Genomic DNA, 21,657 nt, shown 5'->3' with positions numbered 1-21,657 from the left:
TCATTATTTCTCAGCGTTACGGATTACAGGGTGGCGCACGGCAGCAGCAGCTGGTCCAGCGGCTTGGCGGCGCCCGGGATCACGATGCGGCAGCGGCGTTGGCCTTCCCAGGCGACGTCCAGTTTTTCCTCCGGCTGCACGCCGGTCAGGTAGACCGAACCGCCGTCGTTGACCACCGCGACCTCGCGGCCTTTCTCGCTCAGCACTGCGGCGCCGAACGGCGGTTCGCTGCCGTCCGCAAGGCGAATGGTGGCCAGCAGCTTGCTGCCTTTCACCACCTCGAAGTGGCGGTAGCCGATCGCGCCTTCGGTCAGCGTGCCTTGCACCACGGCGCGAGTGGCCTCAACGTCGTCCGCCAGCTTGTTGACGTCGATGCGAGTGTCGGTGTTGTAGTAGCTGGTGATGTCGGAAATCACCGCCAGCCCGAAACGGTTGCTGTAGGCGCGGCCGTTGTTGATCGGCACGCCGGCGATGCCGTCGGTGTCGAGCATCATGCGGCTGCCGCCGTTGCTCGAGTTCTGGTGCGCCGCGATACCGTGCCGGGTGGCGGTGAGGCCGCCGCGGAACGAGCCGCCGATCGACGAGTAGCTGTCCTGCTGGTAAGAGGCGCTGGCGTTCAGCGAGCCGAACGAAGCGTTATGGGTGTAGTACCCGCGCGCCAGCGATTTGCCGGACTGATTAAAGCCGCCGCTGACCTGCCAGGTATTGTCCGGATCGCTGTAGTCGTTGTACGACGCGGTCTGCGTGACATCGCCATTGTTGGTTTGCAGCGCATAACCGACACGCCGGCGATCGCCGATCGGCACGGTGAAGTTGAGCATCACGCTGTCGTCGGTGCGGCCCTGGTAATAGGTGCGGTAAGCCGACAGCGAGGCGGTGATGTTGCTGATATCGCCGACGCTGAACAGCTTGCTGGCCGACAGCCCGTAACGATCCTGAGTTCGCGCATCCCAATAGGTCTGGTGCGAGTAGGTCAGGTAGGCGGTGATCGCCTTGGCGCTGTCTTCCGCCATAAAGGTTTTGCTGGCGGTGATGGTGTACAGCTCTTTCTGACGGCCGTTGTAATTCTTGTCGTAATCGCCGTAACGCTCCTGCAGGTACTGCGACATGTTCATGAACTTGCGCTGTGAGAAGCGGTAGCCGGCGAAGGTGATCTGGCTGTTCAGCTCGTCGAAGCGTTTGGCGTAGTTGAGCTTGAACGACATGCCGCTGGCGGTCGGTTCGCCGGGCAGGCGGGCGATCGACTGGGTGACGTCCAGCGACATGGCGCCGAACACGTTCAGATCGCGGCCGAGGCCGAGCGCCCAGGCGTTATAGTCGCCGCCGAGCAGCGCGCCGCCGTACAGCGACCAGGCGTTACTCAGGCCCCAGGAGAAGTCGCTGGCGGAAAACAGCGGCCCCTGGGTGCGGTGGTCGTAGGCCGAGGTTTTGCCCAGCGCCACGTTGTAGCGCACGTAGCCCGGTCGGGTCAGGTACGGAATGGTGGCGGTATCCACCTGGAAGGTTGAGACGGTGCCGTCTTGCTCTTCCACCTTGACGTCCAGCTTGCCGCGCACCGAGCTGTTGAGATCCTGAATGGCGAACGGCCCGGCGGGCACGGTGGTTTCGTACAGCGTGCGGCCTTCCTGCGAGACGGTGATCTTGGCGTTGCTCTTGGCGATGCCGCGCACTTCCGGCGCGTAGCCCTGCAGGTTGGGCGGCAGCATGCGCTCGTCGCTGGCCAGGTTGAGGCCGGTGAAGCGATAGGCGTCGAACACCCCGGAGTCGAGGTAGATCTCGCCCAGCGTCAGCTTGGCGGCCTGCATCGGCAGCGCGCGATAGGCGTAGATCTGGTTCCAGTCGAAACCGGTGCTGCGATCGCCGGCCTGCTGATTGTAATTGGACTGGAAGTCCGCGCGCAGGCGCCAGGCGCCCAGGTTGGCGCCCAAGGTGCCGTAGCTGCTCAGGTTCTGGGCAGTGTTGTTGTTGTGGCTCTGCTTGCCTAGCTGGCCGCTGATGTTGTAATCCAGCAGCAGGCCGGGAATGCCGTCGTCCCACTGCTCGGGCGGCGTCCAGTCGGGATCGGAGTATTTCATCCACGCCTGTGGGATGGTGATCGCCAGCACGCCGCCGCCGATGCGATCGGAGACGGTCGCGCCTTTGATACCGCGAATGTCGGCGCACTGGTTGTCGTGCCACAGGGTGACTTTTTTGGCCGCTTCTTCTTTCAGCGCCATTTTTTCCACCAGGTCAGGCGGCAGGCACACCTGGCTGCCACTTTTGTTATCCGGCGACGGGAAATACTGAATGCTGCGCTGGGGCAGCGTTTTCTGGTTGATCTTGATGTCCAGCAAATAAGCGCCGGGCATGACGTAGTCGGCATCGGAGAAACGCGAAAGATCCACTTTGCTGCGCTCGCCGATGTCCAGAACGTCGGTATTGAACTCCGTGGCGGAAAATGCCGGACGCACCCAGAGGAAAGATAGAATGACGAGGAGAGGTAGGTGTTTCCGTGTCAGTAATGACGTCATAGCATAATCACTCATGGCAAGTCCGCGCCCAATAGCAGGTCATCCGTACGACCTGAATACGTAATGCTGTGCAGCGCCCGCCGGCGCTAGAGATAAGACAGGGTGAATTTGGCCAGAGAGCTGAAGCCGCCCGCCCGCGCCTTGTCGGGATGCAGGCGCAACTGCGCGCCGAAGCGCAGCGTGTTGTCGCCGGCGACAATCTGGAAATCCGCCGTCGTGCTGCCGAGCGGGATCGGGGTGCCGGCATCGGTCAACAGCTCGATAGCCACCCCCTTCGCCTCGCCGTAAACGCCCAGCAGAGAAGGATCCCGGCTGTCGGCGGTGCCGTCGAACGTGACGTTGGCCGCGCGATAGATGAAGTCAGGCTTCACCTGGCTGGCCAGCTCGCAGTTCACCAGTTTGATCGTGAAATGGCGGCGGCTGCCGATCAGCACCGACTGCCCGTCCTGCGAGGCGTCGCTCATGGAGATCAGCCCGAAATCGACGGTTTGATCCAGGCTGTCGCTGGCGATGCCGCACGGCGTTTCGACGATGGTGCCGCCCAGGCTGACTTTGCCGTGGCCCTGATTTTTCGCTGCCGCCGCCGCGTTGCCAGCGCTGAGCGCGATGAGCAACAGGCCGCAAAGGCGGATAGTCATACTGGCGTCTCCCTGTCTTTCCCTGTTCCCTTGCCGGTATCCTCGGCATGCAATAAAGCGGGGGATGCCCTGAGACATCCCCTGTGGGGTATTACAGGTAAGCCAGGGTGAAGTTCGCCACGCTGGTGAAGTCGCCCGGTACCACGGTGCTTGAGGCGCTGCTGCCCTGCAGGTAAGCGGCGAATTTCAGCGAGTTGTCGCCGTCGTTCAGGCCCTGGCCGTCGGTCGCGGTGCCCAGTTCCACTTCTTTGGAGTGCAGGTTGTCGTAGATCACGATGCCGGCGCCGGTTGCGGTGCCGCTCAGAGCCAGCAATTTGCTGTTGATCGGATCAGGCGTGCCGGTAAAGGTCACTTTGACGTTTTTCATGGTGGAGATGGAGCAATCTTTCAGTTCGATGTTGAAAGGCTGCATGCTGGATTTACCCTGGTTGGCCAGGATGCGGCTGCTGATCTGGCCCATTGGCACGGTCTGATCAACGGATTCCGGCGCGACGCTGCATGGCGCATCGATAATTTCGCCGGTAAAGGTGACTTTACCGCTGCCCTGATTAGATGCGGCATGAGCAACAGATGCGGAAGCGAAAGCAATCACGGTTGCCAGCATTAATTTATTCAGTTTCATTTCTCAGGTTCCTGTAGAGAGTTTTTAAATAAAAAGAACAGCACATCTAAATCCCCCGCAGCGGCGGCAACGCCATGTCGCCGGCCGTGCGGTTGGAGCCAGATCCTTTTGCTCTGGGCAATACGCCAACATCCGTTATTTATGAGAAATAACGAGATTTGGAAAATCGACAATGGATTTTCTGGTAAATAAAATACGAGTTTTATGTGTGGCGTGTTGCTGGGAATATTCTTGCAAATAATAGTATTGCTTGGAAATAGATTTTATTAAATTAAGTCAAATTCAGAATATAAAACCAAAAGGAAAAAGAAATATATTTGCTTTAAAATCAATAGATCGTATACAAATATTATCCAGTATAAATCACTATATAAATAACGATATGCGAGATATTAGATCGGGGGAAATAGGGGTGCACCTACAATTCACAATATTGTTTTGCTAATATCACCCTTAGGCAGCAGATGATGCATTTCCCTTTAGAAACAAAATATAAAACATAATTCATTGTTTTTATTGTTGTTTCGTGGTTTTCTGTTCGCGAGTGATTGGGTTTCTTATTCGCGTTTAAGCTGCGTTTAGATCTGATTAATTAACAATTGAATAACAATTACACCGGTAGTGAATTATTCTATCGCATTGCGGCATAGGGATTTTTCGCTGTCTAACACCTTTTGATTAATCAAATTAAGGCATGTGCCGCTGCCGTTCGCCACATAATGATGACCTAAGTGACAATTAAAGGATTATAAACGGAATGATAACGATGATTAATGCTTGCGGCGGACGCCGCAAGGTGGGATTGGCTATATTTTTGCTGTCTTTTATGGTGCTATCTGGCTGTGCGGACGGTAGCAAGACAAAACTGAATTCTGTGAAAAAACTTTCACAGAACAATCCTAATGATAAATCCGATGAACAACGCATCGCGCTTTGCCAACAACGGGTTAATTCGTTAAAGAATATTAATCCGCAAAGTTACCAAAAGCGCATTGCCTATTTTAACGGCCTGCTTTCCAACGCCTCGGGATATGCCGGGGTGCGCGGCAACGTGGATGAGAGTACCCGTAAAGCGATTGATGCTCTTTATCAATATAAAACCGAGAAATTCTGCGCCGACGTCGAGCATGAGCTGATGTCCGATCTGTCCAGCCGGGTTGAGAATCTGTAGCCATGAAGCGATGCGCGCAAGGATGGGCGATGGGCTTTTTGCTGTTGGCGGCGAACGGGGCCGCTTGCGCCGCCGACGACGGCATTCCCGCCCTGTTGAAGTTCGCTGAACAACGGCAGGCGCCGCCGGCCGCGCTCGGGGAAGACGCCGCGCGTAAACCGGCACCCGCACCGGCCGCCAAATCGGCTGCCATCGCCGGGGCAGACGGCGTTCGTTTAACTTCACTGAAGCAGTCTTTGCAACAGCAGGCGGAGAAAATTCGTCAGTTGGAGCGGCAGTTAGCGGCGGCTCAGGCCGCGGCGGCGCCGAAACGGGAGCGGGCCGTCGTCGACATTCGGCCGCTGGCCGATGCCCTGAAGGGATTGCGGCAAGCCGTTGCGCCGGTGCCTGAGGTGGGCGCACTGGCCGCTTCGCTCACGCAGGCCGAACAGCGCAGCGCAAGGTTGGCGGCGCAGTTGGCGCAGCAGCAGCAGCGGATCGACACCTTGCTGGCCGAGCGGCAGCAGGCCACCGAACCGCCCTTGCTGGCCAGCGAGGCGGACCAACAGGCGTATGCCGCCGGCGTGTCTCTGGGGCGCGACATTGTGCATTTGCAGCAGGAGAACCGGCGCGCGGGGCTGGAGGCGGACAGCCGGCTGCTGCTGGCCGGCATCGCCGATACCCTGGCCGGGCGGTTGCGGCTGGATGAGGCCGCCATCGACAGCGCGTTGCGCACGGCGCAGCAGCGGTTGCAGCAGACACAGGCGCCACCGCCACCGCGGGACGACAAAGCCTATCTGGCCGATTTCGCCCGTCAGGAGGGCGTCAAGCAGGATGCGCTCGGTTTCTACTACCGGGTGGACTATGCCGGCAATGGGGCGATTGGCGCCGACGATCGGGTGGATATCGTGGTGCGCGAAAGCCTGGTCGACGGCCGGGTGGTCAAAGATATGGAGTTGGCAGGGACGGTGATCTCGCAGCCGTTGACGCGCTATCCGCCGCTGTTTCGCGCCGCTATCGAGAAGCTGCAGCGCCACGGCTCGATCACGCTGGTGGTGCCGCCGGCGCTGGCGTACGGCAAGCAGGGCAGCCCGCCGGCAATCCCCCCGGACGCCACCATGATTTATACCCTGCGCATCGCTGACGTGCAGCCGTGAGCGGGGGAGCTCAGCAGTAACCACTCAGGAGGAATGCTATGGCCAAGGCGCCGAAAACGTTTGAAAGCAGAAAATCGCTGATGCTGAATGTGTTGCAAGGATTGTGCAGAGAGCGTGTCGAAGGGTCAGGGGGCCACCATCCCCCGCCGGAGCAGTGGCCGAAGACGCGCGAGCTGGCGGATAAATGCGGTGAAAACATTTATACCACCCGAACCCTGCTGCTGGCGCTGGAAAAGGAGGGCAAGGTCCACTGCACCCACCGCAGCATCAACAATTCTCTACGCTGGTACAGCGGCGACGAACAGGCAGCGCTAAAAAAAGAGTGATTCGACCCTGGCGGTCGCTTTTGACTATCTCTACAGCTAATCATTAATTAATCTTATCATTTGGCGGGGCGTTTTGCTCCGCCAATCCTCCTTTCCGCTCTCTGCCATCCGCGCAGGCATTGCTAAGATGTTTTTTGCGGCCATATACTTATCGCTCAGACGGGAACAGGTGTAGGGAGCCGGCATCGTAATGAAGGAAAAGAAAGACATACTGAGATTGGATGATATTCATTATCAAATAGACAACCAGGTGATCCTGGACTCTGTCTCTTTCACGCTGGGTGAGGGCGAGTTCAAACTGATCACCGGGCCTTCCGGCTGCGGGAAAAGCACGCTGCTGAAAATCATCTCTTCCTTAATGGATCCGACCCGCGGGAGCCTCTATTTCGACGGCCAGGCGATCGCCGAGATGTCGCCGGAGGCGTATCGCAAGCAGGTTTCTTACTGCTTCCAGACGCCGGCGCTGTTCGGCAATACGGTTTATGACAATCTGGCGCTGCCCTACCAGATCCGTCAGCAGTCGCCGGATGAACGAAAAATGAAGGCCGACCTGACGCGTTTCGGGCTGCCGGAGGCGATGCTGACCAAAAGCATCAATGAGCTGTCCGGCGGAGAGAAGCAGCGCGTGTCCCTGATCCGCAACCTGCAGTTTATGCCCCGGGTGCTGCTGCTCGATGAGATCACCAGCGCGCTGGACGAGGAAAACAAACGCAACGTCAATGAGATAGTGCATCAGCTGGTGGCGGAGCACCGGCTGGCGGTGCTGTGGGTGACGCACGATACCGAAGAGATAGCGCATGCGGATGAGGTGATCACCCTGCGCGCGCACGGCGCCGAGCAACAGGAGCAACAGCATGAATCAGCATAACATCACCAACGAATCCTTAGGCTTGTCGATGATCCTGGTGGTGGTCGCCATCCTGATCAGCCACCGGGAAAAGCTGGCGCTGGAAAAGGACATTATCTGGAGCATCTGCCGCGCGGTGGTGCAGCTGATCATCGTCGGCTATGTGCTGAAGTATATTTTCGACCTGGATAACGCGGTGCTTACCGTGTTGATGGTGCTGTTCATCTGCTTTAACGCGGCCTACAACGCCAAGAAACGCAGCAAGTACGTCGAACACGCGTTCGTGACGTCGTTTATCGCCATCACCACCGGCGCGGTGCTGACGCTGGCGGTGCTGGTCTTGACCGGTTCCATCGAATTTACGCCGATGCAGGTGATCCCCATCTCCGGGATGATCGCCGGTAACGCCATGGTGGCGGTGGGGCTGTGCTACACCAACCTCGGCCAGCGTTTCAAAAGCGAACAGCAGAAGATTCAGGAGATGCTCAGCCTGGGGGCGACGCCCAAGTTCGCTTCGGCGACGCTGATCCGCGACAGCATCCGCGCTTCGCTGATCCCGACCGTGGACTCGGCGAAAACCGTTGGGCTGGTTAGCCTGCCGGGCATGATGTCCGGGCTGATCTTCGCCGGCATCGACCCGGTGAAAGCGATCAAATACCAGATTATGGTGACCTTCATGCTGCTGTCTACCGCCAGCCTGTCGACCATCATCGCCTGCTATCTGGCCTACCGTAAGTTTTACAACGAGCGCCACCAGCTGGTGGTCGGCAACCTGAAGTAACGCCATGAAAAACGGCCTCCGCGGAGGCCGTTTTTTTACCCTTGCAGCAGGGCAATGCTGTGGCGGATTTCCCGTTCGATATCCGCCTCGCTCCAGCTGTCCAGCTGCGAAGAGAAGGGCTCGAAGGCATAGACGCCGGTGTAGCCCAGGCGTTCCAGGTTCTGCACCTGGCGGCGGCTCTCCAGCCGATCACCTGCGCTTAGCATGATGCGCTCTTCGTCGCTCAGCGCACCTTTATCCCGCCCGTCTTCCACGCCGGACAGATGCACCAGGCCGATCTGCGCCACCTGGATTTGCGCATCGAAGTCGGCCTGCGTCACATCGCTCAGGTAGTGGTGGAAAGTATCGAGCACGATGCGGTACGGCGCGCCCGAATCGCGGATGAGCGCCTGAGTCAGCAGCGACGATCGCAGCGAACTGATGCCGAAGCCCAGTGGCTCGACGTACCCCTGCACTCCATAGCGCGCAAACAGCGGCGCCAGCAACCGCAATGCCGCGAGGGTGTCGTCGCGTTTTTGCTGCTCGCTGCGCTTGTCATCGGCGCTGCAGTGCGGGCACAGCACCAGCGCCCGGCTGTGGATGGCCTGCGCCTGCGCCAGCAACGCTTCGGCGCGCTGCAGCAGCGCCGCCGGGTCGTCTACCCGATTGAACATGCCAAGGGCGTTGATCGTGACGATCTCGATGCCGTATTGCGCGGCGAGCGCGTTGAGCTGCGCGTCGCTCAGATCGTCAGTTACCTTGCCGCTGGGCATGTCGTTGCGTAGCTCAACTTTGCTGAGCCCGCAGCGTTTCACCAGGCGGAAAAAACTGTCCAGATCGAGATTCGGCGCGATCTTGCGGTTAATGCAGAAGCGGTCCAGCGCAAGTGTCATGAGGCATTACTCCAGCGGTCAGGGTTGAGAGATCAGGATTTGCCGTTTTCCAGCGGCAGCGGCTTGCCGTCGGGCAGGGGGTGACGGTGGCGTTTGGCCAGCACCACCTGCTCCATTTTTTCCAGCGAGACGCCTTTGGTTTCCGGAATGTAGCGGCCGATGAACCAGTAGCTGAACAGGCAGCAGGCGGCGAAGATCCACATCGGGAAGGCGCCGTGGAAATGCGAGAACAGATACGGGTGGTCGTTGATCATCGGGAACGACTGCGACACCGCGAAGTTGGCGACCCACATGCAGCCGACGGCGATGCTCATCCCCTGCGCGCGCATGCGGTTCGGGAAGATTTCCGACACCAGCACCCAGGCGCCGACGCCCCAGGACAGCGCATAAAACACCATGAAGAACAGCATGCCGAACAGCGCGAAATAGCCGGTGGCCTGGGTGTAGAGCGCGTACGAGGTGAGCAGCAGGCCGGCGATGGCGCCCAGCGTGCCATAACGCATCAAGGGAATGCGGCCCATGCGATCCATCAGCATGGCGCCGATGACCGAACCGACCAGCTGCAGCACGCCGATCCAGATGGTCTGAAACAGCGCTTCCTGCGCGTTTTCGGTCACGGTTTTCAGCACCACCGGCGCGTAATACATCATTACGTTGACGCCGGTCACCTGCTGCAACATGGCGATCATGCAGCCGACGAACAGGATGAAACGTACCCGCACATCGCCGTAGTTCAGCTTCCGGTGCTGCTGCTGTTGATCCTGCTGCAGCGAGTCTTTGATTTCTTTCAGCAGATTCTGCGCGTGGGCGGCGTTGGAGACCTTGGTCAACATCGCCAGCGCCTGATCGTCGCGCCCCATCATTACGTTCCAGCGCGGGGATTCAGGAATGACGAACACCAGGATGCAGAACAGAATGCAGGGGATTACGCCCGAGGCGAACATCCAGCGCCAGCCCATTTCCACCAGCCAGGCTTCGCTGGCGAGGCTGGCGATTTTGAAGTTGACGTAGAAAATCACGATCTGACCGAAGACGATGGCGAACTGCTGCATGCTGAGCGCGCGCCCGCGCATGTCTTTTGGCGACACTTCCGACATGTACATCGGCGACACGGTGGCGGCAATGCCGACCGCCAGCCCGCCGATGATGCGGTAGATGACGAACCAGGTGAAGGTCGGGGCCAAGGCCGCGCCGACGGCGGACACGGTGAATAGCAGCGCCGCCAGCATCAGCGCCTTTTTACGGCCCCAGCGCGCCGCCAGCGGCCCGGCGGCGAAGGCGCCGACCACGCAGCCGATCACCACGTTGGAGACGCCCAACCGGTTTCGGCCGGGCTGAGACTGAAATAGGTTTTTAACGCTTCGATCGCGCCGGAGATCACGGCGGTATCGTAGCCGAACAGAATGCCGCCCAGGGCGGCGATGCCGCAAATTCGCAATATGTAGCCGGTATTGTGCTTACGCTGATATGACATGTGTTGCTCCGATTTTTATCCTGGCTTCCGTCCGCACGGTTGGGGTGTCGGGAAGAGGGCGAGCGGAAGGGTGTGAACCGTGCCTGTCATCAAGGCGATGTCGTCGATAAATGCTGGAACAAACAAGAACATTTATTTCATAATTAGTGAATAATGGAATATTGATTTTTAGATCCAGTTCAAAAAAAACCGTCGCGAGCGATTCGGGCATCTTGGGCGAACGGGGGCTGGCGGTAACGACGACAGGGCAGGCATAGCGCGGGTTTTCTGTAGCAAAGTCAGTGTGCATTACCCCGGATTTCTTCTCCGCCGTTGCGCTTTCCCTGGCACGGTAATGAAAGCGCCAACCGGATCGACACCGCAAAATTGCGACCTCACGCACTAAAAATAAATTTTCCAAAACAATTTATTTGAAACTTTTTTTTCAATGAAATAAAGTTTGCTGCATCCGGTCAGGATTTAGCCGGCTTGCCGACGGGGTTTGGCGAGCGGGATGATTAACGCCGCGCCGCCGGCGAGTGGCCAGGCGACAGCGGACTTGAAAAGAGGGCGTGACATGAAAACCGTGGGTAACTTTATTGGCGGGCAGGTGTGCCTGAGCAGCAGTAATCAAACCGTTGACGTGCACAACCCGGCCAGCGGGCAGGTTGAGCGGCGCGTCACGCAGAGCACCGCTGCCGAAGTCAAACAGGCCATCGACGTGGCCCATCGGGCGTTTGCCGACTGGTCGCGCACCACGCCGCTGCGCCGCGCGCGCATCATGTTCAATTTCAAGGCGCTGCTGGAACAGCACCGCGACGAGCTGGCCGAGCTTATCGTCAGCGAGCACGGCAAAGTGTACTCGGATGCGCTGGGCGAACTGACGCGCGGCATGGAAGTGGTCGAATTCGCCTGCGGCATCCCGCATCTGATCAAGGGCGAGTATTCGCCGGACGTCGGCAGCGGCGTCGACAGCTTCTCGCTGATGCAGCCGCTGGGCGTGGTGGCGGGCATTACCCCGTTCAACTTCCCGGCGATGGTGCCGATGTGGATGTTCCCTATCGCGCTGGCCTGCGGCAACACCTTCATCCTCAAGCCGCCGGCGCTGGTGCCTTCCGCCTCGGTGCGCCTGGCGGAGCTGCTGAAAGAAGCCGGCCTGCCGGACGGCGTGTTCAACGTGGTGCACTGCGCCAATGAAGACGCGGCGCAGCTGTGCACCGATCCGCGCATTCAGGCGGTGAGCTTCGTCGGCTCCTCCACCGTGGCGGAACATATCTACACCACCGCCAGTGCGCACGGCAAGCGGGTGCAGGCCTTCGGGGCGGCGAAGAACCAGGCGATCGTCATGCCGGAAGCCGATCTGGACGCCACGGTTAACGCGCTGATGGGCGGCGCGTTCGGCTCCGCCGGCGAGCGCTGCATGGCGTTGCCGATCGCCGTGGTGGTCGGTGACGATACCGCCGACAAACTGATCGCCAAATTGAAGCCGCTGATCGCGCAGCTGCGCGTCGGGCCGGGCTTGCAGCAGGGCGGCGAAGAGAATGAAATGGGGCCGCTGGTGTCGTCCGCCCACCAGAAGAAGGTGCTGGGCTACATCGATCTGGGCGTGGAAGAGGGCGCGACCCTGGTGGCCGACGGCCGCAATTATCAGGTGCCGGGCTATCCTGAAGGCTACTACGTCGGCGGCACGCTGTTCGACCATGTGAAACCGAACATGCGCATCTACCGTGAAGAGATCTTCGGGCCGGTGCTGGGCATCGTGCGGGTGCCGGACTACCGTACCGCCATCGACACGGTGAACGGCCACGAGTTCGGCAACGGCAGCGCCATCTTTACCGGCAGCGGCCACTACGCGCGCCAGTTCGTGCAAGAAGTGCAGGCCGGGATGGTCGGCGTCAACGTGCCGGTACCGGTGCCGATGGCGTTCCACAGCTTCGGCGGCTGGAAGCGCTCGGTGTTCGGCGCGCTGAACGTGCACGGCACCGACGGCGTGCGCTTCTACACGCGCATGAAGACCGCCACCGCGCGCTGGCCGGCCGGGCAGCAGACGGTGTCCGAATTCAGCATGCCGACGCTGGGTTAAGCGCTGTCATATTCAGGCCAGGCCGTTGCTCCTTCGGGGCAGCGGCCTTTGCACGAATCATTAACAGGAGAATCGAGATGTCTTCACTGCTTGCCAAATGTCAGACGCCGAACGCCGAAGGGCGCATCCAGCACGTGACGCCGGAAAATGCCGGTTGGCGCTATGTCGGCTTTGACGTTTATCGCCTGGCCGCCGGGCAGTCGCTTCAGCTTGAGTGCGGCGATAAGGAGCTGTGCCTGGTGCTGGTGGCCGGTATCGCCTCCGTCGCCACGCTGCGCGCCGAGTACCCGCATATCGGCAAGCGCATGAGCCCGTTCGAGCGCACGCCGCCTTACGCGGTGTATGTGCCGCATCACGATCGCATCGACGTGCGGGCAGAAACCGATCTGGAACTGGCGGTGTGCAGCGCGCCCGGCAGCGGCCACCTGCCCTCACGGCTGATCACGCCGGCGGATATCGGCGTGGAGCGGCGCGGCAAGGGGCGTAACCAGCGGTTGGTGCACAACATTCTGCCGGACAGCGAGCCGGCCGACAGCCTGCTGGTGGTGGAGGTTTACACCGACGAGGGCAACACCAGTTCCTACCCGAGCCACAAGCACGATCGGGAAGACTCGCCGGACGAAACCTATCTCGAAGAGACGTATTATCACCGTATTCAGCCGGAGCAGGGGTTCTGCATGCAGCGTGTCTATACCGACGATCGCACACTCGACGAGTGCATGCCGGTCTACAATCGAGACGTGGTGAAAGTGCCGCGCGGTTATCACCCGGTGGCGACCCTGGCAGGCTACGACAACTATTATCTCAACGTGATGGCCGGGCCGGCGCGGCAGTGGAAATTCACCTGGGAAAAAGACCACGCCTGGATTAACGGCGACGGCTATCCCGCCGCGCAATAAGCGCTTGAGGCCCGGCTTGCCGGGCTTTCTTTTTATCAGGGTATAAATTTTACCTAAATTTGCCCTCCATCTTGTTCAAATGATAACCTGTCCGCACGCGATCGCTCCCCGGCTGAGTGAATCCAAAGAACCGCTGTGATACAGCGTGATTGCCTATGCGCAGGAGGAAAAACCATGACGACTACCATGTCCCAAAAAGCGGCGCGAGAAGGATTAGGTTCGCCCGATCTGTTTGAAGGCGGGGTTTACGTCACAAAAAATGGTGTTGCTGAGCTGTTTGTGCAAACGGCGGCTGAGAGAGAGGCCGAAATTCGGGAACGCAATCTGGAGCGCCAGTCCAACGCGTTGCTGAAACTGACTATGATGGCGAAGCAAGAGATTAAAAATCAGCGCGGTCTGTCGCCCGAAGAAACGTTGCAGCGGCTGCGCGACGCGCGGAAATAGGCCCGAGGTGCAGGATGCCCAAGGAAATACGTTTTACCGTCGCGCCGGCGGCGGAATGGAGCCTGAAAGACATCGAGTCTTACAAGAGCGGAACGATAGGGGCCGCCGCAGCCGGGGTGTTCGTGGACAATCTGTTGTTATCGTCCCTTGCGGCAATTGCCGACGATCCTGCCCGCTACCGCTTCAACGCCGTGCTGGCGGGTATGGGGGTACGGTTGCACGAGCGATTGGATCCCGATAGCGAATACCGCGTCATCTATGACTACGACGGCCAGACGGTGGAGATTCTGCTTTTCATCAGCATGAAGCAGGATCTGGAAAGCGCGCTCTACCGCTATTTGTTGCTGCAATAATCCCGCCGCGCCCGAGCCTGTCGGGCGCGTTCACCCCAGCCTTACTCGTCCCGGGCGTTATTCAGCGCCAGCGAGACCGCCAGCGTCTGCGCCAGGCACATCGAAGCCACCTGCGAGCGGAAGCCGTCCACCTGCGCTTCACGCACCACGAAACAGACGTCGCTGAAGGCGGCCAGCGGGCTGACCTGGCTGTCGGTGATGGCGATCTGCTGCGCACCGCGCTTGGCGCCCAGTTCCACCAGTTCCACCGCTTCGCGGGCGTACGGCGAATAGCTGATGGCGATCACCACGTCCTTCGGTTTTACCATGCTCAGCTGTTCGGTGAACATGCCGCCCAGGCCGTCGATCAGAAACGCGCGGCGCTCCAGATGGCGCAGCGCATAGGTGAGGTAGGAGGCGACGCTGAACGAACGGCGCAGGCCGATCACGTAGATATTTTCGGCGTTGTTGAGCAGCTCGACGGCGCGATCCAGCTGCTCGGGGGCGATCTGCATCGCCAGCTGCTGCAGCGCCTGCGCGTTGACCATGGTGAATACGTTGAGAATTTCCGCCGGTTTCTCCGGCGCGACGTTGTCGTCGGTGGAGGTTTGGCGGAACAGGCGCGCGCGTTCGGTATAGTTCACCGTCTCTTCCATCAGATGCTGACGGAACACCTGCTTCATTTCGTTGAAGCCGCTGAAGCCGAAGGCGTTGGCGAAACGGATCAGGGTGGAAGGCGGTACGCTGGCCTGTGCGGCGATGGAGGCAACGGTATCGAAAGCGATGCTGTTACTGTTATCCAAAATATAGCGCGCCACCTGCTTCAAACGCTTGCTCAGCGTTTCATAACGGTGGCGGATCTCGTCCTGTAACAGCGAAAGTTGAGTTGGGTTGTTCATCCATTCGGCTCGCAGTGGGGTGAAGGCGCATTGGCCTGACGCCTGAAATATTGACAGGGTATTTTAACAGACGGAGCGGAAATTTCATTTCCTCAAAAAGCGATTTATTCGATCGCACATTGCGCGACTTCACAGAAAAGGGGCAAAAAAATCCCCTTAAAGCGGCGAAATGGCCTTAAGGGGACGTGAACTCGCGCTCGCTGTCAGTGCGCGCCGCTCGCCTGCGGACGGTACTGGCGCCAGAAACCGATCAGCGTCAGGTATTTTTGTTTCACCTGCTCGATCAGGGCCGCGTCGTCGATTTCATCCTGCAGCCAGCGGCGCGAAGGCTGGCCGAAGATGGTGCGGCCGACGGCGAAACCTTTCACCCAGCGCGCATCCGCAGCGGCGGCAAAGCCCGCCTTCAGCACCGCTTCCGGGGAGTCGAGCCCCAGGATCAGCACGCCGCGGCAGAAGGGATCGTAGGTGTCGATCAGCGCACCGACCCGCCGCCAGTTCTCTGCGCTCAGCGGCGGCAGTTTCCACCAGTCCGGCTGAATGCCCAACCGGTAGAAGTGTTCAATCATCTCCAGGTAATGGCGTTCGTCCTTGTCGGGGTTGTTGTCCGGCAGAATCACTTCCAGCAGCAGCTCGTGGCCGGATTTGCAGCAGCCGCGGTAGACGTCGGCGATCAGCGCATCCTGCTCGCGGCGCAGTTCCGCCGCGTCGTGCGGGTGATAAAACACCAGGCACTTCACCACGTGCTCCTGCGGCCAGTCGATCAATTGCGAGCCGATATTGCCGTGCTCCAGGCGCAGCGGGCGCGAGCTGGGCAGCTCCACCGGCCGGCCGATCCACCATCCCTGGCCGGTGATCTCGTTCAACGCCGCCTGCCCGTAGGTGGTGTCGGCCAGAATGCCGCTGTTGCCGTTGAGCCCGGCCTGCGCGGCAGCCTGTTGCGCCGCGGTGAGCAGCAGGGTTTTCAGGCGCGGAATGCGTTCCTCGCCGACGCCGGCTTCGCGCGCCATGTCCGCCAGCTGCTTGCGGTGATCGAAGGCGAACACGCACAACTCTGGCCATTGCTGCTTGCGGGTGGTCACCCGGTGCAGGTGGTTCAGGCGTGCGTCGCGGTCCGGGCGCGTGACCTGCCGTTCGCGCAGCAGATAGTCGTCCAGCTCCCGTTTGGTCGGCATGGCCGGCGCGCAACCGTGGCGCGACACCACCAATGCGCCGCAGGCGTTGGCGTAGCGGCAGGCCTGATCCCAGCCCTCATCGTTCAGGTAGCCGCGCAGCAGGCCGGACATAAAGGCGTCGCCGGCCCCCAGCACGTTCAGCACCTCAACCCGCACGCCGGCGTGCAGCTTCACCTGCGCCCAGTCGTCGGCGATTTCGCCTTCGAACACCGAGCAACCCTGCGCGCCGCGCTTGCACACCAGCGTGGCCGCCGTGGCCCGCCGCACGTTTTTTAGCGCCGTCAGCGTGTCGGTGCTGCCGCCGGCGATGTGAAACTCCTCTTCGGTGCCGACGATCAGATCGAAATGGTGCAGCACCTCCTGTAGCTCGCGCGTGACCTGGTCCGATTCCACAAAGCGGGTTTCGCCGTCGCCCAGCGACGTCAGCCCCCACAGCACCGGGCGGTAATCGATGTCCAGGGCGGTGCGCAGACCGTGGCGGCGCGCGTATTCCAGCGCCTTCAGCACCGCGGCGCGGGTGTTCGGGTGCGACAGGTGCGTGCCGGTGATGGCCAGCGCGCGCGAGGAAGCGATGTAGGCCTCGTCGATGTCGTCCGGCGTCAGCGCCATGTCCGCGCAGTTTTCGCGGTAGAAGATCAGCGGGAAAGTTTCCTGATCCTTGATGCCGAGGATCACCAGGCCGGTTAATCGTTGCTTGTCGGTGATGAGGCAGCGGGTATCGGCCCCGACGCGCTGCAGCTCTTCACGCAGAAAGCGGCCCATGTGCTCGTCGCCGACGCGCGCCAGCATGCCGGATTTTAACCCCTGAATGGCGGTGCCGTAGGCCACGTTGCCGGAAGAGCCGCCGAGGTACTTGGCGAATGTGCCGGCGTCTTCCAGCCGCGCGCCGATCTGCTGAGCATAGAAATCGACGGCGATGCGCCCGAGACAAATGACATCAAGCTGTTTTTCTTGTGTAGCCATACCCGTTTCCTTCTGTTTAAGCAAAACTCCGGCGGCGGCCCGAGCGTGGCGCCCTGCAGGAAGCATGTGGACAGTATGGGGAATGAAAATTTCAATTTCAATATGGAATGAAATTTACACCCCAAAAATGTGATGCATTTAAAACATCGGCAAGGGGGTGGAAAAGGCGGTGAAACGGCCACGGAAGGGCGGCCAGGCGCGCGCTGAAAAGGAGTGCGAGGACAGGATAAAAGGCTGTCATCCTGAGTGCTGACGGTGGTCACCCGCCATTGCGCGGCGCGAAGTCAGCGAAGGTTGAAGCACGAGATGAAACGGGCTTTTCATGCAATATGCGATCTTTATCGCAAAATGAAATGTTTCTTCTGTAATGTGATTTTATGAAAAATATATTTGTTTATAATCGCTTCACGTTTCAGGTTGTCGACTTCGTGAGCAGCGGGCATCGCCTGCTCAAGATAATAGCTGCCGCCGCGTAACACAAACACGGGATTGTCGGCTCGGCGCGAGCCCTTTCCGGGGCGGCCCTCAATCTAAAGGGTGAGTAAATGGGCAAGATCAGGCTAACCATGGCGCAGGCGCTCGTCAGATTTCTCGATAACCAGTATCTGCTGGCCGACGGCGTGGAGACCAAATTCGTCGCGGGCATTTTCGCGATTTTCGGCCACGGCAACGTGCTGGGGCTGGGGCAAGCGCTGGAACAGGATAGCGGTGAGCTGCGGGTGCATCAGGGCCGCAACGAGCAGGGCATGGCCCACGCGGCGATCGGCTTCGCCAAACAGAAGCTGCGCCGGCAGATCTACGCCTGCACCTCATCGGTCGGCCCCGGCGCCGCCAACATGATCACCGCCGCGGCCACCGCTACCGCCAACCGCATTCCTTTATTGCTGCTGCCGGGCGACGTTTACGCCTCCCGCCAGCCGGATCCGGTGCTGCAGCAAATCGAGCAGCCTTACGATCTCAGCATCAGCACCAACGACGCGTTCCGCGCGGTGAGCAAATACTGGGATCGCATCGTGCGGCCGGAGCAGCTGATGAGCGCCTGCATCAACGCGATGCGCGTGCTGACCGATCCGGCGGATACCGGCGCGGTGACGCTGTGCCTGCCGCAGGACGTGCAGGGTGAAGCCTACGACTATCCCGACTATTTCTTCCAGAAACGCGTGCATCGGCTCGATCGTCGCCCGGCGACCGACGGCATGTTGGCGGACGCGCTGGCGCTGCTGACCGCCAAGCGCAAACCGCTGCTGGTGTGCGGCGGCGGCGTGAAATACTCGCAGGCCGGGCGGGCGCTGCGCGAATTTGCCGAGCGCTTCGGCATTCCGTTTGCCGAAACCCAGGCCGGCAAAGGCACGGTGCCGAGCGACCATGAATTCAACCTCGGTGGCATCGGGGAAACCGGCTGCCTGGCGGCCAACACGTTGGCCCGGCAGGCCGATCTGGTGATCGGCGTCGGTACCCGTTACACCGATTTCACCACCTCGTCCAAATGGCTGTTCCAACACCCGGACGTCAGCTTCCTCAATATCAACGTCAGCGCCTTTGACGCCGGCAAGCTCGACGGCGTGCAGGTGCTGGCGGACGCCCGCGAGGCCCTGAACGCATTGGGCGCGCTGCTGGCGCAGGCTGACTACCGCGCCGGCTGGGGCGATGCCATCGCCGCGGCGCGCGGTGCCCAGCGTGAAGAGACCGCGCGTGTTTACGCGGTGGAATACGGCGGCGCGGGTTTTGTGCCGGAGATCGACGATCACCTCGATCGCGAGCGGGTGTTCGCCGAATTTATCGCCCAGACCGATTCCGCGCTGACCCAGAGCCGCGTGCTGGGGGTGTTGAACCGCGAGCTGCCGGCGGACAGCGTGATCGTCGCCGCCGCCGGCAGCCTGCCGGGCGATCTGCAGCGGGTGTGGCACAACCGCAGCGAGCACGGCTACCACGTGGAATACGGCTACTCCTGCATGGGGTACGAGGTGAACGCCGCGCTGGGGGTCAAGCTGGCCGAGCCGCAGCGCGAGGTGTACGCAATGGTGGGCGACGGCGCATTCATGATGCTGCATTCCGAACTGGTCACCTCGATTCAGGAAGGCTGCAAGATCAACGTGGTGCTGTTCGACAACATGACCAACGGCTGCATCAACAACCTGCAGATGGAACACGGCATGGACAGCTACACCACCGAATTCCGCTTCCGCAATCCAGAGGGCGGCAAGCTCGACGGCAAGCTGGTGCCGGTCGATTTCGCCATGCTGGCGGCGGCTTACGGCTGTAAAACCTATCGGGTCACCACCGAGCAGCAGCTGCTCGACGCGCTGGCCGACGCCCGCAGGCAAACCGTGTCCACGCTGCTGGACATCAAGGTGTTGCCGAAGACCATGGTGCACAAGTATCTCAGCTGGTGGCGCGTGGGCGGCGCTCAGGTGGCCGACAGCGAGAAAATCGTCGAAGTGGCGCGCAAGCTGCAGGAAAACATCGATAAGGCGCGCGATTACTGATTCGTTTTCATACATAAATCTCGAGGGTAGCGAAAATGACATTGAACATTGGGGTTATCGGCACCGGCGCCATCGGCCGCGATCATATCCGTCGCTGCAGCAAAGTGTTGCAGGGTGCCCGCGTGGTGGCGGTAAACGACATCAACCGCGACAACGCCGCCAAGGTGGTGAGCGATCTGCAGCTGGATGCGCGGGTGTATGACAACGGCCACGATCTGATCAAGGCCGCCGACGTGCAGGCGGTGCTGGTCACGTCCTGGGGGCCGAGCCACGAAGAGTTCGTGTTGGCGGCCATCGCCGCCGGCAAACCGGTGTTCTGCGAGAAGCCGCTGGCGGTGACCGCGCAGGGCTGCAAAAACATCGTCGATGCCGAAGCGAAACACGGCAAGCGGCTGGTGCAGGTCGGCTTTATGCGCCCTTATGACCAGGGCTATCGCGCGTTGAAACAGGTGCTGACCAGCGGCCAGATCGGCGAACCACTGATGCTGCACTGCGCGCACCGCAACCCGACGGTCGGCGAGGCCTACACCACCGATATGGCGATCACCGACACCCTGATCCACGAAATCGACGTGCTGCGCTGGCTGCTCGATGATGACTACGTGTCGGTGCAGGTGGTGTTCCCGCGTAAGAGCCCGAAGGCGTTCCCGCACCTGAAAGATCCGCAGATTGTGCTGTTTGAAACCGCCAAGGGTACGCGCATCGACGTCGAAATCTTCGTCAACTGCCAGTACGGCTACGACATTCAGTGCGAAGTGGTGGGGGAAACCGGCATCGCCAAACTGCCGGAGCCGTCCTCGGTGCAGATGCGCAGCGGCGCCCGCCTGTCGACCGAAATCCTGACCGACTGGAAAGATCGCTTTATCGACGCCTATGACGTCGAGCTGCAGGGTTTCATCAACGACGTGGCTGCGGGCAAGCTGACCGGGCCTTCCGCCTGGGACGGCTACGCCGCCGCGGTGACCGCCGACGCCTGCGTGGCGGCCCAGCTCAGCGGCGAGATTGTGCCGGTGACCTTGCCGGCGCGCCCGGTGTTCTACAACAAATAATCGGCCTGTCCCCCATACCTACGATTGCAGAGGAGTGACCATGAAGATCGCTTTTGATGTCGACGTTATACGGGATTTGGGCGTGACCAAGATGGTGCAGCAGGTGGCGGACTGGGGCTACAAATACATCGAACAGTCGCCGCACCCGCAGATCAACCCGTTTTACAAGCATCCGAAGGCCAGCCGCGAAATCATGGCGGAGTATAAAAACGCCCTGAAAGCGACCGGCGTGGAGATCTCCTCATTTATCGTGGTGTATCGCTGGTCCGGGCCAGGGGAAGATCGCCGCCAGGCGGCGGTCAAAAACTGGCGGCGGATGATCGAAATCGCGGTGGAAATGGGCGTGCAGGTGATTAACACCGAACTGGCGGGTAACCCCAACGAACCGGAGATCTGCGAGGAGCTGTGGTATCGCTCGATGGAGGAGCTGCTGCCGATCGTCGAGCGCGAGGGTATCCGTATGGAGATCCAGTCGCACCCGTGGGACTTCTGCGAGCTGAGCAACGAAACCGCCGATCTGGTGAAGTCGCTGCGCAGCGACCACGTCAAATACCTCTACAGCGTGCCGCACACCTTCTATTACGACAAGGGGCAGGGTGACGTGGCCGGCATGCTGCAGTACGCCGGGGACGATCTTTCCCACGTGCTGATCGCCGACACCATGAATCACACCAAGCATTGCCGTTATATCGTCAACCCGCCGGGCGTTGACGCCGCGGTGCATCAGCACGTCGGCATCGGCGAAGGCGAGGTGAATTTCGACGCCCTGTTCCAGACGCTGCGCGACATGGAATTTGCCAACCGCAGCTTCAAGGTCGGCGGCGAATCGATCATCTGCACCTCGCTGTTCGGCTACCCGGAAAAGATGCCGAGCCAGGCGGTGGCGACCAGAGAGCGCATCGAAAGAGAGCTGTTGGGCAAATAATCTTATTCGGCTCGCCGGCGGCGTTTGCACCGGCGGCCCTCCAAGGACC

General features: G+C 60.3%; 18 protein-coding genes and 1 pseudogene. 12 read left to right on the top strand and 7 right to left on the bottom strand.

What is annotated here, in order from left to right; all coding sequences use genetic code 11:
- Positions 1-23 precede the first annotated feature (23 nt).
- The 3 genes from AC4PR2_RS10220 to AC4PR2_RS10210 form a co-directional block, all read right to left on the bottom strand.
- Positions 24-2,510, bottom strand: coding sequence for a fimbria/pilus outer membrane usher protein (locus AC4PR2_RS10220; protein WP_084827083.1), 2,487 nt, complete (start codon positions 2,508-2,510; stop codon positions 24-26).
- An 86-nt stretch (positions 2,511-2,596) separates the two neighbouring features.
- Entirely contained in the window at positions 2,597-3,148 is a 552-nt protein-coding gene (locus AC4PR2_RS10215) for a fimbrial protein (protein ID WP_492175083.1), read from the bottom strand.
- A gap of 91 nt (positions 3,149-3,239) precedes the next feature.
- Complete coding sequence (locus AC4PR2_RS10210) at positions 3,240-3,770, bottom strand: fimbrial protein (protein ID WP_038871472.1); 531 nt, start codon at positions 3,768-3,770, stop codon at positions 3,240-3,242.
- 757 nt (positions 3,771-4,527) lie between these two features.
- Here AC4PR2_RS10210 and AC4PR2_RS10205 point away from each other — a divergent pair.
- The 5 genes from AC4PR2_RS10205 to fetB all read left to right on the top strand — a co-directional run bounded on the left by AC4PR2_RS10205 (position 4,528) and on the right by fetB (position 8,031).
- Complete coding sequence (locus tag AC4PR2_RS10205) at positions 4,528-4,941, top strand: YuaE family lipoprotein (protein WP_038871468.1); 414 nt, start codon at positions 4,528-4,530, stop codon at positions 4,939-4,941.
- Positions 4,942-4,970: 29 nt separating this feature from the next.
- Positions 4,971-6,077, top strand: a complete 1,107-nt coding sequence (locus tag AC4PR2_RS10200; protein WP_172906352.1) for an FKBP-type peptidyl-prolyl cis-trans isomerase N-terminal domain-containing protein — start codon at positions 4,971-4,973, stop codon at positions 6,075-6,077.
- A gap of 38 nt (positions 6,078-6,115) precedes the next feature.
- Positions 6,116-6,403, top strand: coding sequence for a FaeA/PapI family transcriptional regulator (locus AC4PR2_RS10195; RefSeq protein ID WP_100396774.1), 288 nt, complete (start codon positions 6,116-6,118; stop codon positions 6,401-6,403).
- Between the two features lie 190 nt (positions 6,404-6,593).
- Positions 6,594-7,271: an iron efflux ABC transporter ATP-binding subunit FetA gene (gene fetA / locus AC4PR2_RS10190; protein ID WP_047729658.1), complete on the top strand. Its 678-nt coding sequence runs from the start codon at positions 6,594-6,596 to the stop codon at positions 7,269-7,271.
- Positions 7,258-8,031, top strand: coding sequence for an iron efflux ABC transporter permease subunit FetB (fetB, locus tag AC4PR2_RS10185; RefSeq protein ID WP_193158473.1), 774 nt, complete (start codon positions 7,258-7,260; stop codon positions 8,029-8,031). The genes fetA and fetB overlap by 14 nt, the downstream gene beginning before the upstream one ends.
- 35 nt (positions 8,032-8,066) lie before the next feature.
- Here fetB and AC4PR2_RS10180 read toward each other — a convergent pair whose 3' ends face one another.
- A complete protein-coding gene (locus tag AC4PR2_RS10180) occupies positions 8,067-8,903 on the bottom strand; it encodes a TIM barrel protein (RefSeq protein WP_213873543.1) in 837 nt (278 codons plus the stop codon).
- Positions 8,904-8,935: 32 nt separating this feature from the next.
- Positions 8,936-10,377: pseudogene (locus AC4PR2_RS10175) on the bottom strand (sugar porter family MFS transporter).
- A 556-nt stretch (positions 10,378-10,933) separates the two neighbouring features.
- Here AC4PR2_RS10175 and AC4PR2_RS10170 point away from each other — a divergent pair.
- The 4 genes from AC4PR2_RS10170 (at position 10,934) to AC4PR2_RS10155 (ending at position 14,135) form a co-directional block, all read left to right on the top strand.
- Entirely contained in the window at positions 10,934-12,439 is a 1,506-nt protein-coding gene (locus tag AC4PR2_RS10170; RefSeq protein WP_492175082.1) for a CoA-acylating methylmalonate-semialdehyde dehydrogenase, read from the top strand.
- A 77-nt stretch (positions 12,440-12,516) separates the two neighbouring features.
- Positions 12,517-13,338, top strand: a complete 822-nt coding sequence (gene iolB, locus AC4PR2_RS10165; protein ID WP_197803730.1) for a 5-deoxy-glucuronate isomerase — start codon at positions 12,517-12,519, stop codon at positions 13,336-13,338.
- 174 nt (positions 13,339-13,512) lie between these two features.
- Complete coding sequence (locus tag AC4PR2_RS10160; protein WP_004930864.1) at positions 13,513-13,782, top strand: hypothetical protein; 270 nt, start codon at positions 13,513-13,515, stop codon at positions 13,780-13,782.
- 14 nt (positions 13,783-13,796) lie between these two features.
- A complete protein-coding gene (locus AC4PR2_RS10155; protein WP_049202849.1) occupies positions 13,797-14,135 on the top strand; it encodes a type II toxin-antitoxin system RelE/ParE family toxin in 339 nt (112 codons plus the stop codon).
- 41 nt (positions 14,136-14,176) lie between these two features.
- Here AC4PR2_RS10155 and AC4PR2_RS10150 read toward each other — a convergent pair whose 3' ends face one another.
- Entirely contained in the window at positions 14,177-15,013 is an 837-nt protein-coding gene (locus AC4PR2_RS10150) for a MurR/RpiR family transcriptional regulator (protein WP_004930856.1), read from the bottom strand.
- Positions 15,014-15,216: 203 nt separating this feature from the next.
- Positions 15,217-17,148: a bifunctional 5-dehydro-2-deoxygluconokinase/5-dehydro-2-deoxyphosphogluconate aldolase gene (locus tag AC4PR2_RS10145; protein WP_060441404.1), complete on the bottom strand. Its 1,932-nt coding sequence runs from the start codon at positions 17,146-17,148 to the stop codon at positions 15,217-15,219.
- Positions 17,149-17,693: 545 nt separating this feature from the next.
- Here AC4PR2_RS10145 and iolD point away from each other — a divergent pair.
- The 3 genes from iolD to AC4PR2_RS10130 are packed head-to-tail and all read left to right on the top strand — an operon-like array spanning position 17,694 to position 21,608.
- Entirely contained in the window at positions 17,694-19,634 is a 1,941-nt protein-coding gene (gene iolD, locus AC4PR2_RS10140; RefSeq protein ID WP_102985401.1) for a 3D-(3,5/4)-trihydroxycyclohexane-1,2-dione acylhydrolase (decyclizing), read from the top strand.
- 35 nt (positions 19,635-19,669) lie between these two features.
- The gene (gene iolG / locus AC4PR2_RS10135) at positions 19,670-20,683 is read left to right on the top strand and encodes a bifunctional inositol 2-dehydrogenase/D-chiro-inositol 1-dehydrogenase (RefSeq protein ID WP_038871433.1); all 1,014 of its coding nucleotides are present in this window, start codon (positions 19,670-19,672) and stop codon (positions 20,681-20,683) included.
- A 40-nt stretch (positions 20,684-20,723) separates the two neighbouring features.
- Entirely contained in the window at positions 20,724-21,608 is an 885-nt protein-coding gene (locus AC4PR2_RS10130; RefSeq protein ID WP_004930845.1) for a sugar phosphate isomerase/epimerase family protein, read from the top strand.
- Positions 21,609-21,657 lie beyond the last annotated feature (49 nt).

Source organism: Serratia sp. A07 (assembly GCF_058725505.1).
The sequence above is the reverse complement of the archived record's forward strand: the minus strand, read 5'-3'. Positions and strand labels throughout refer to the sequence as shown.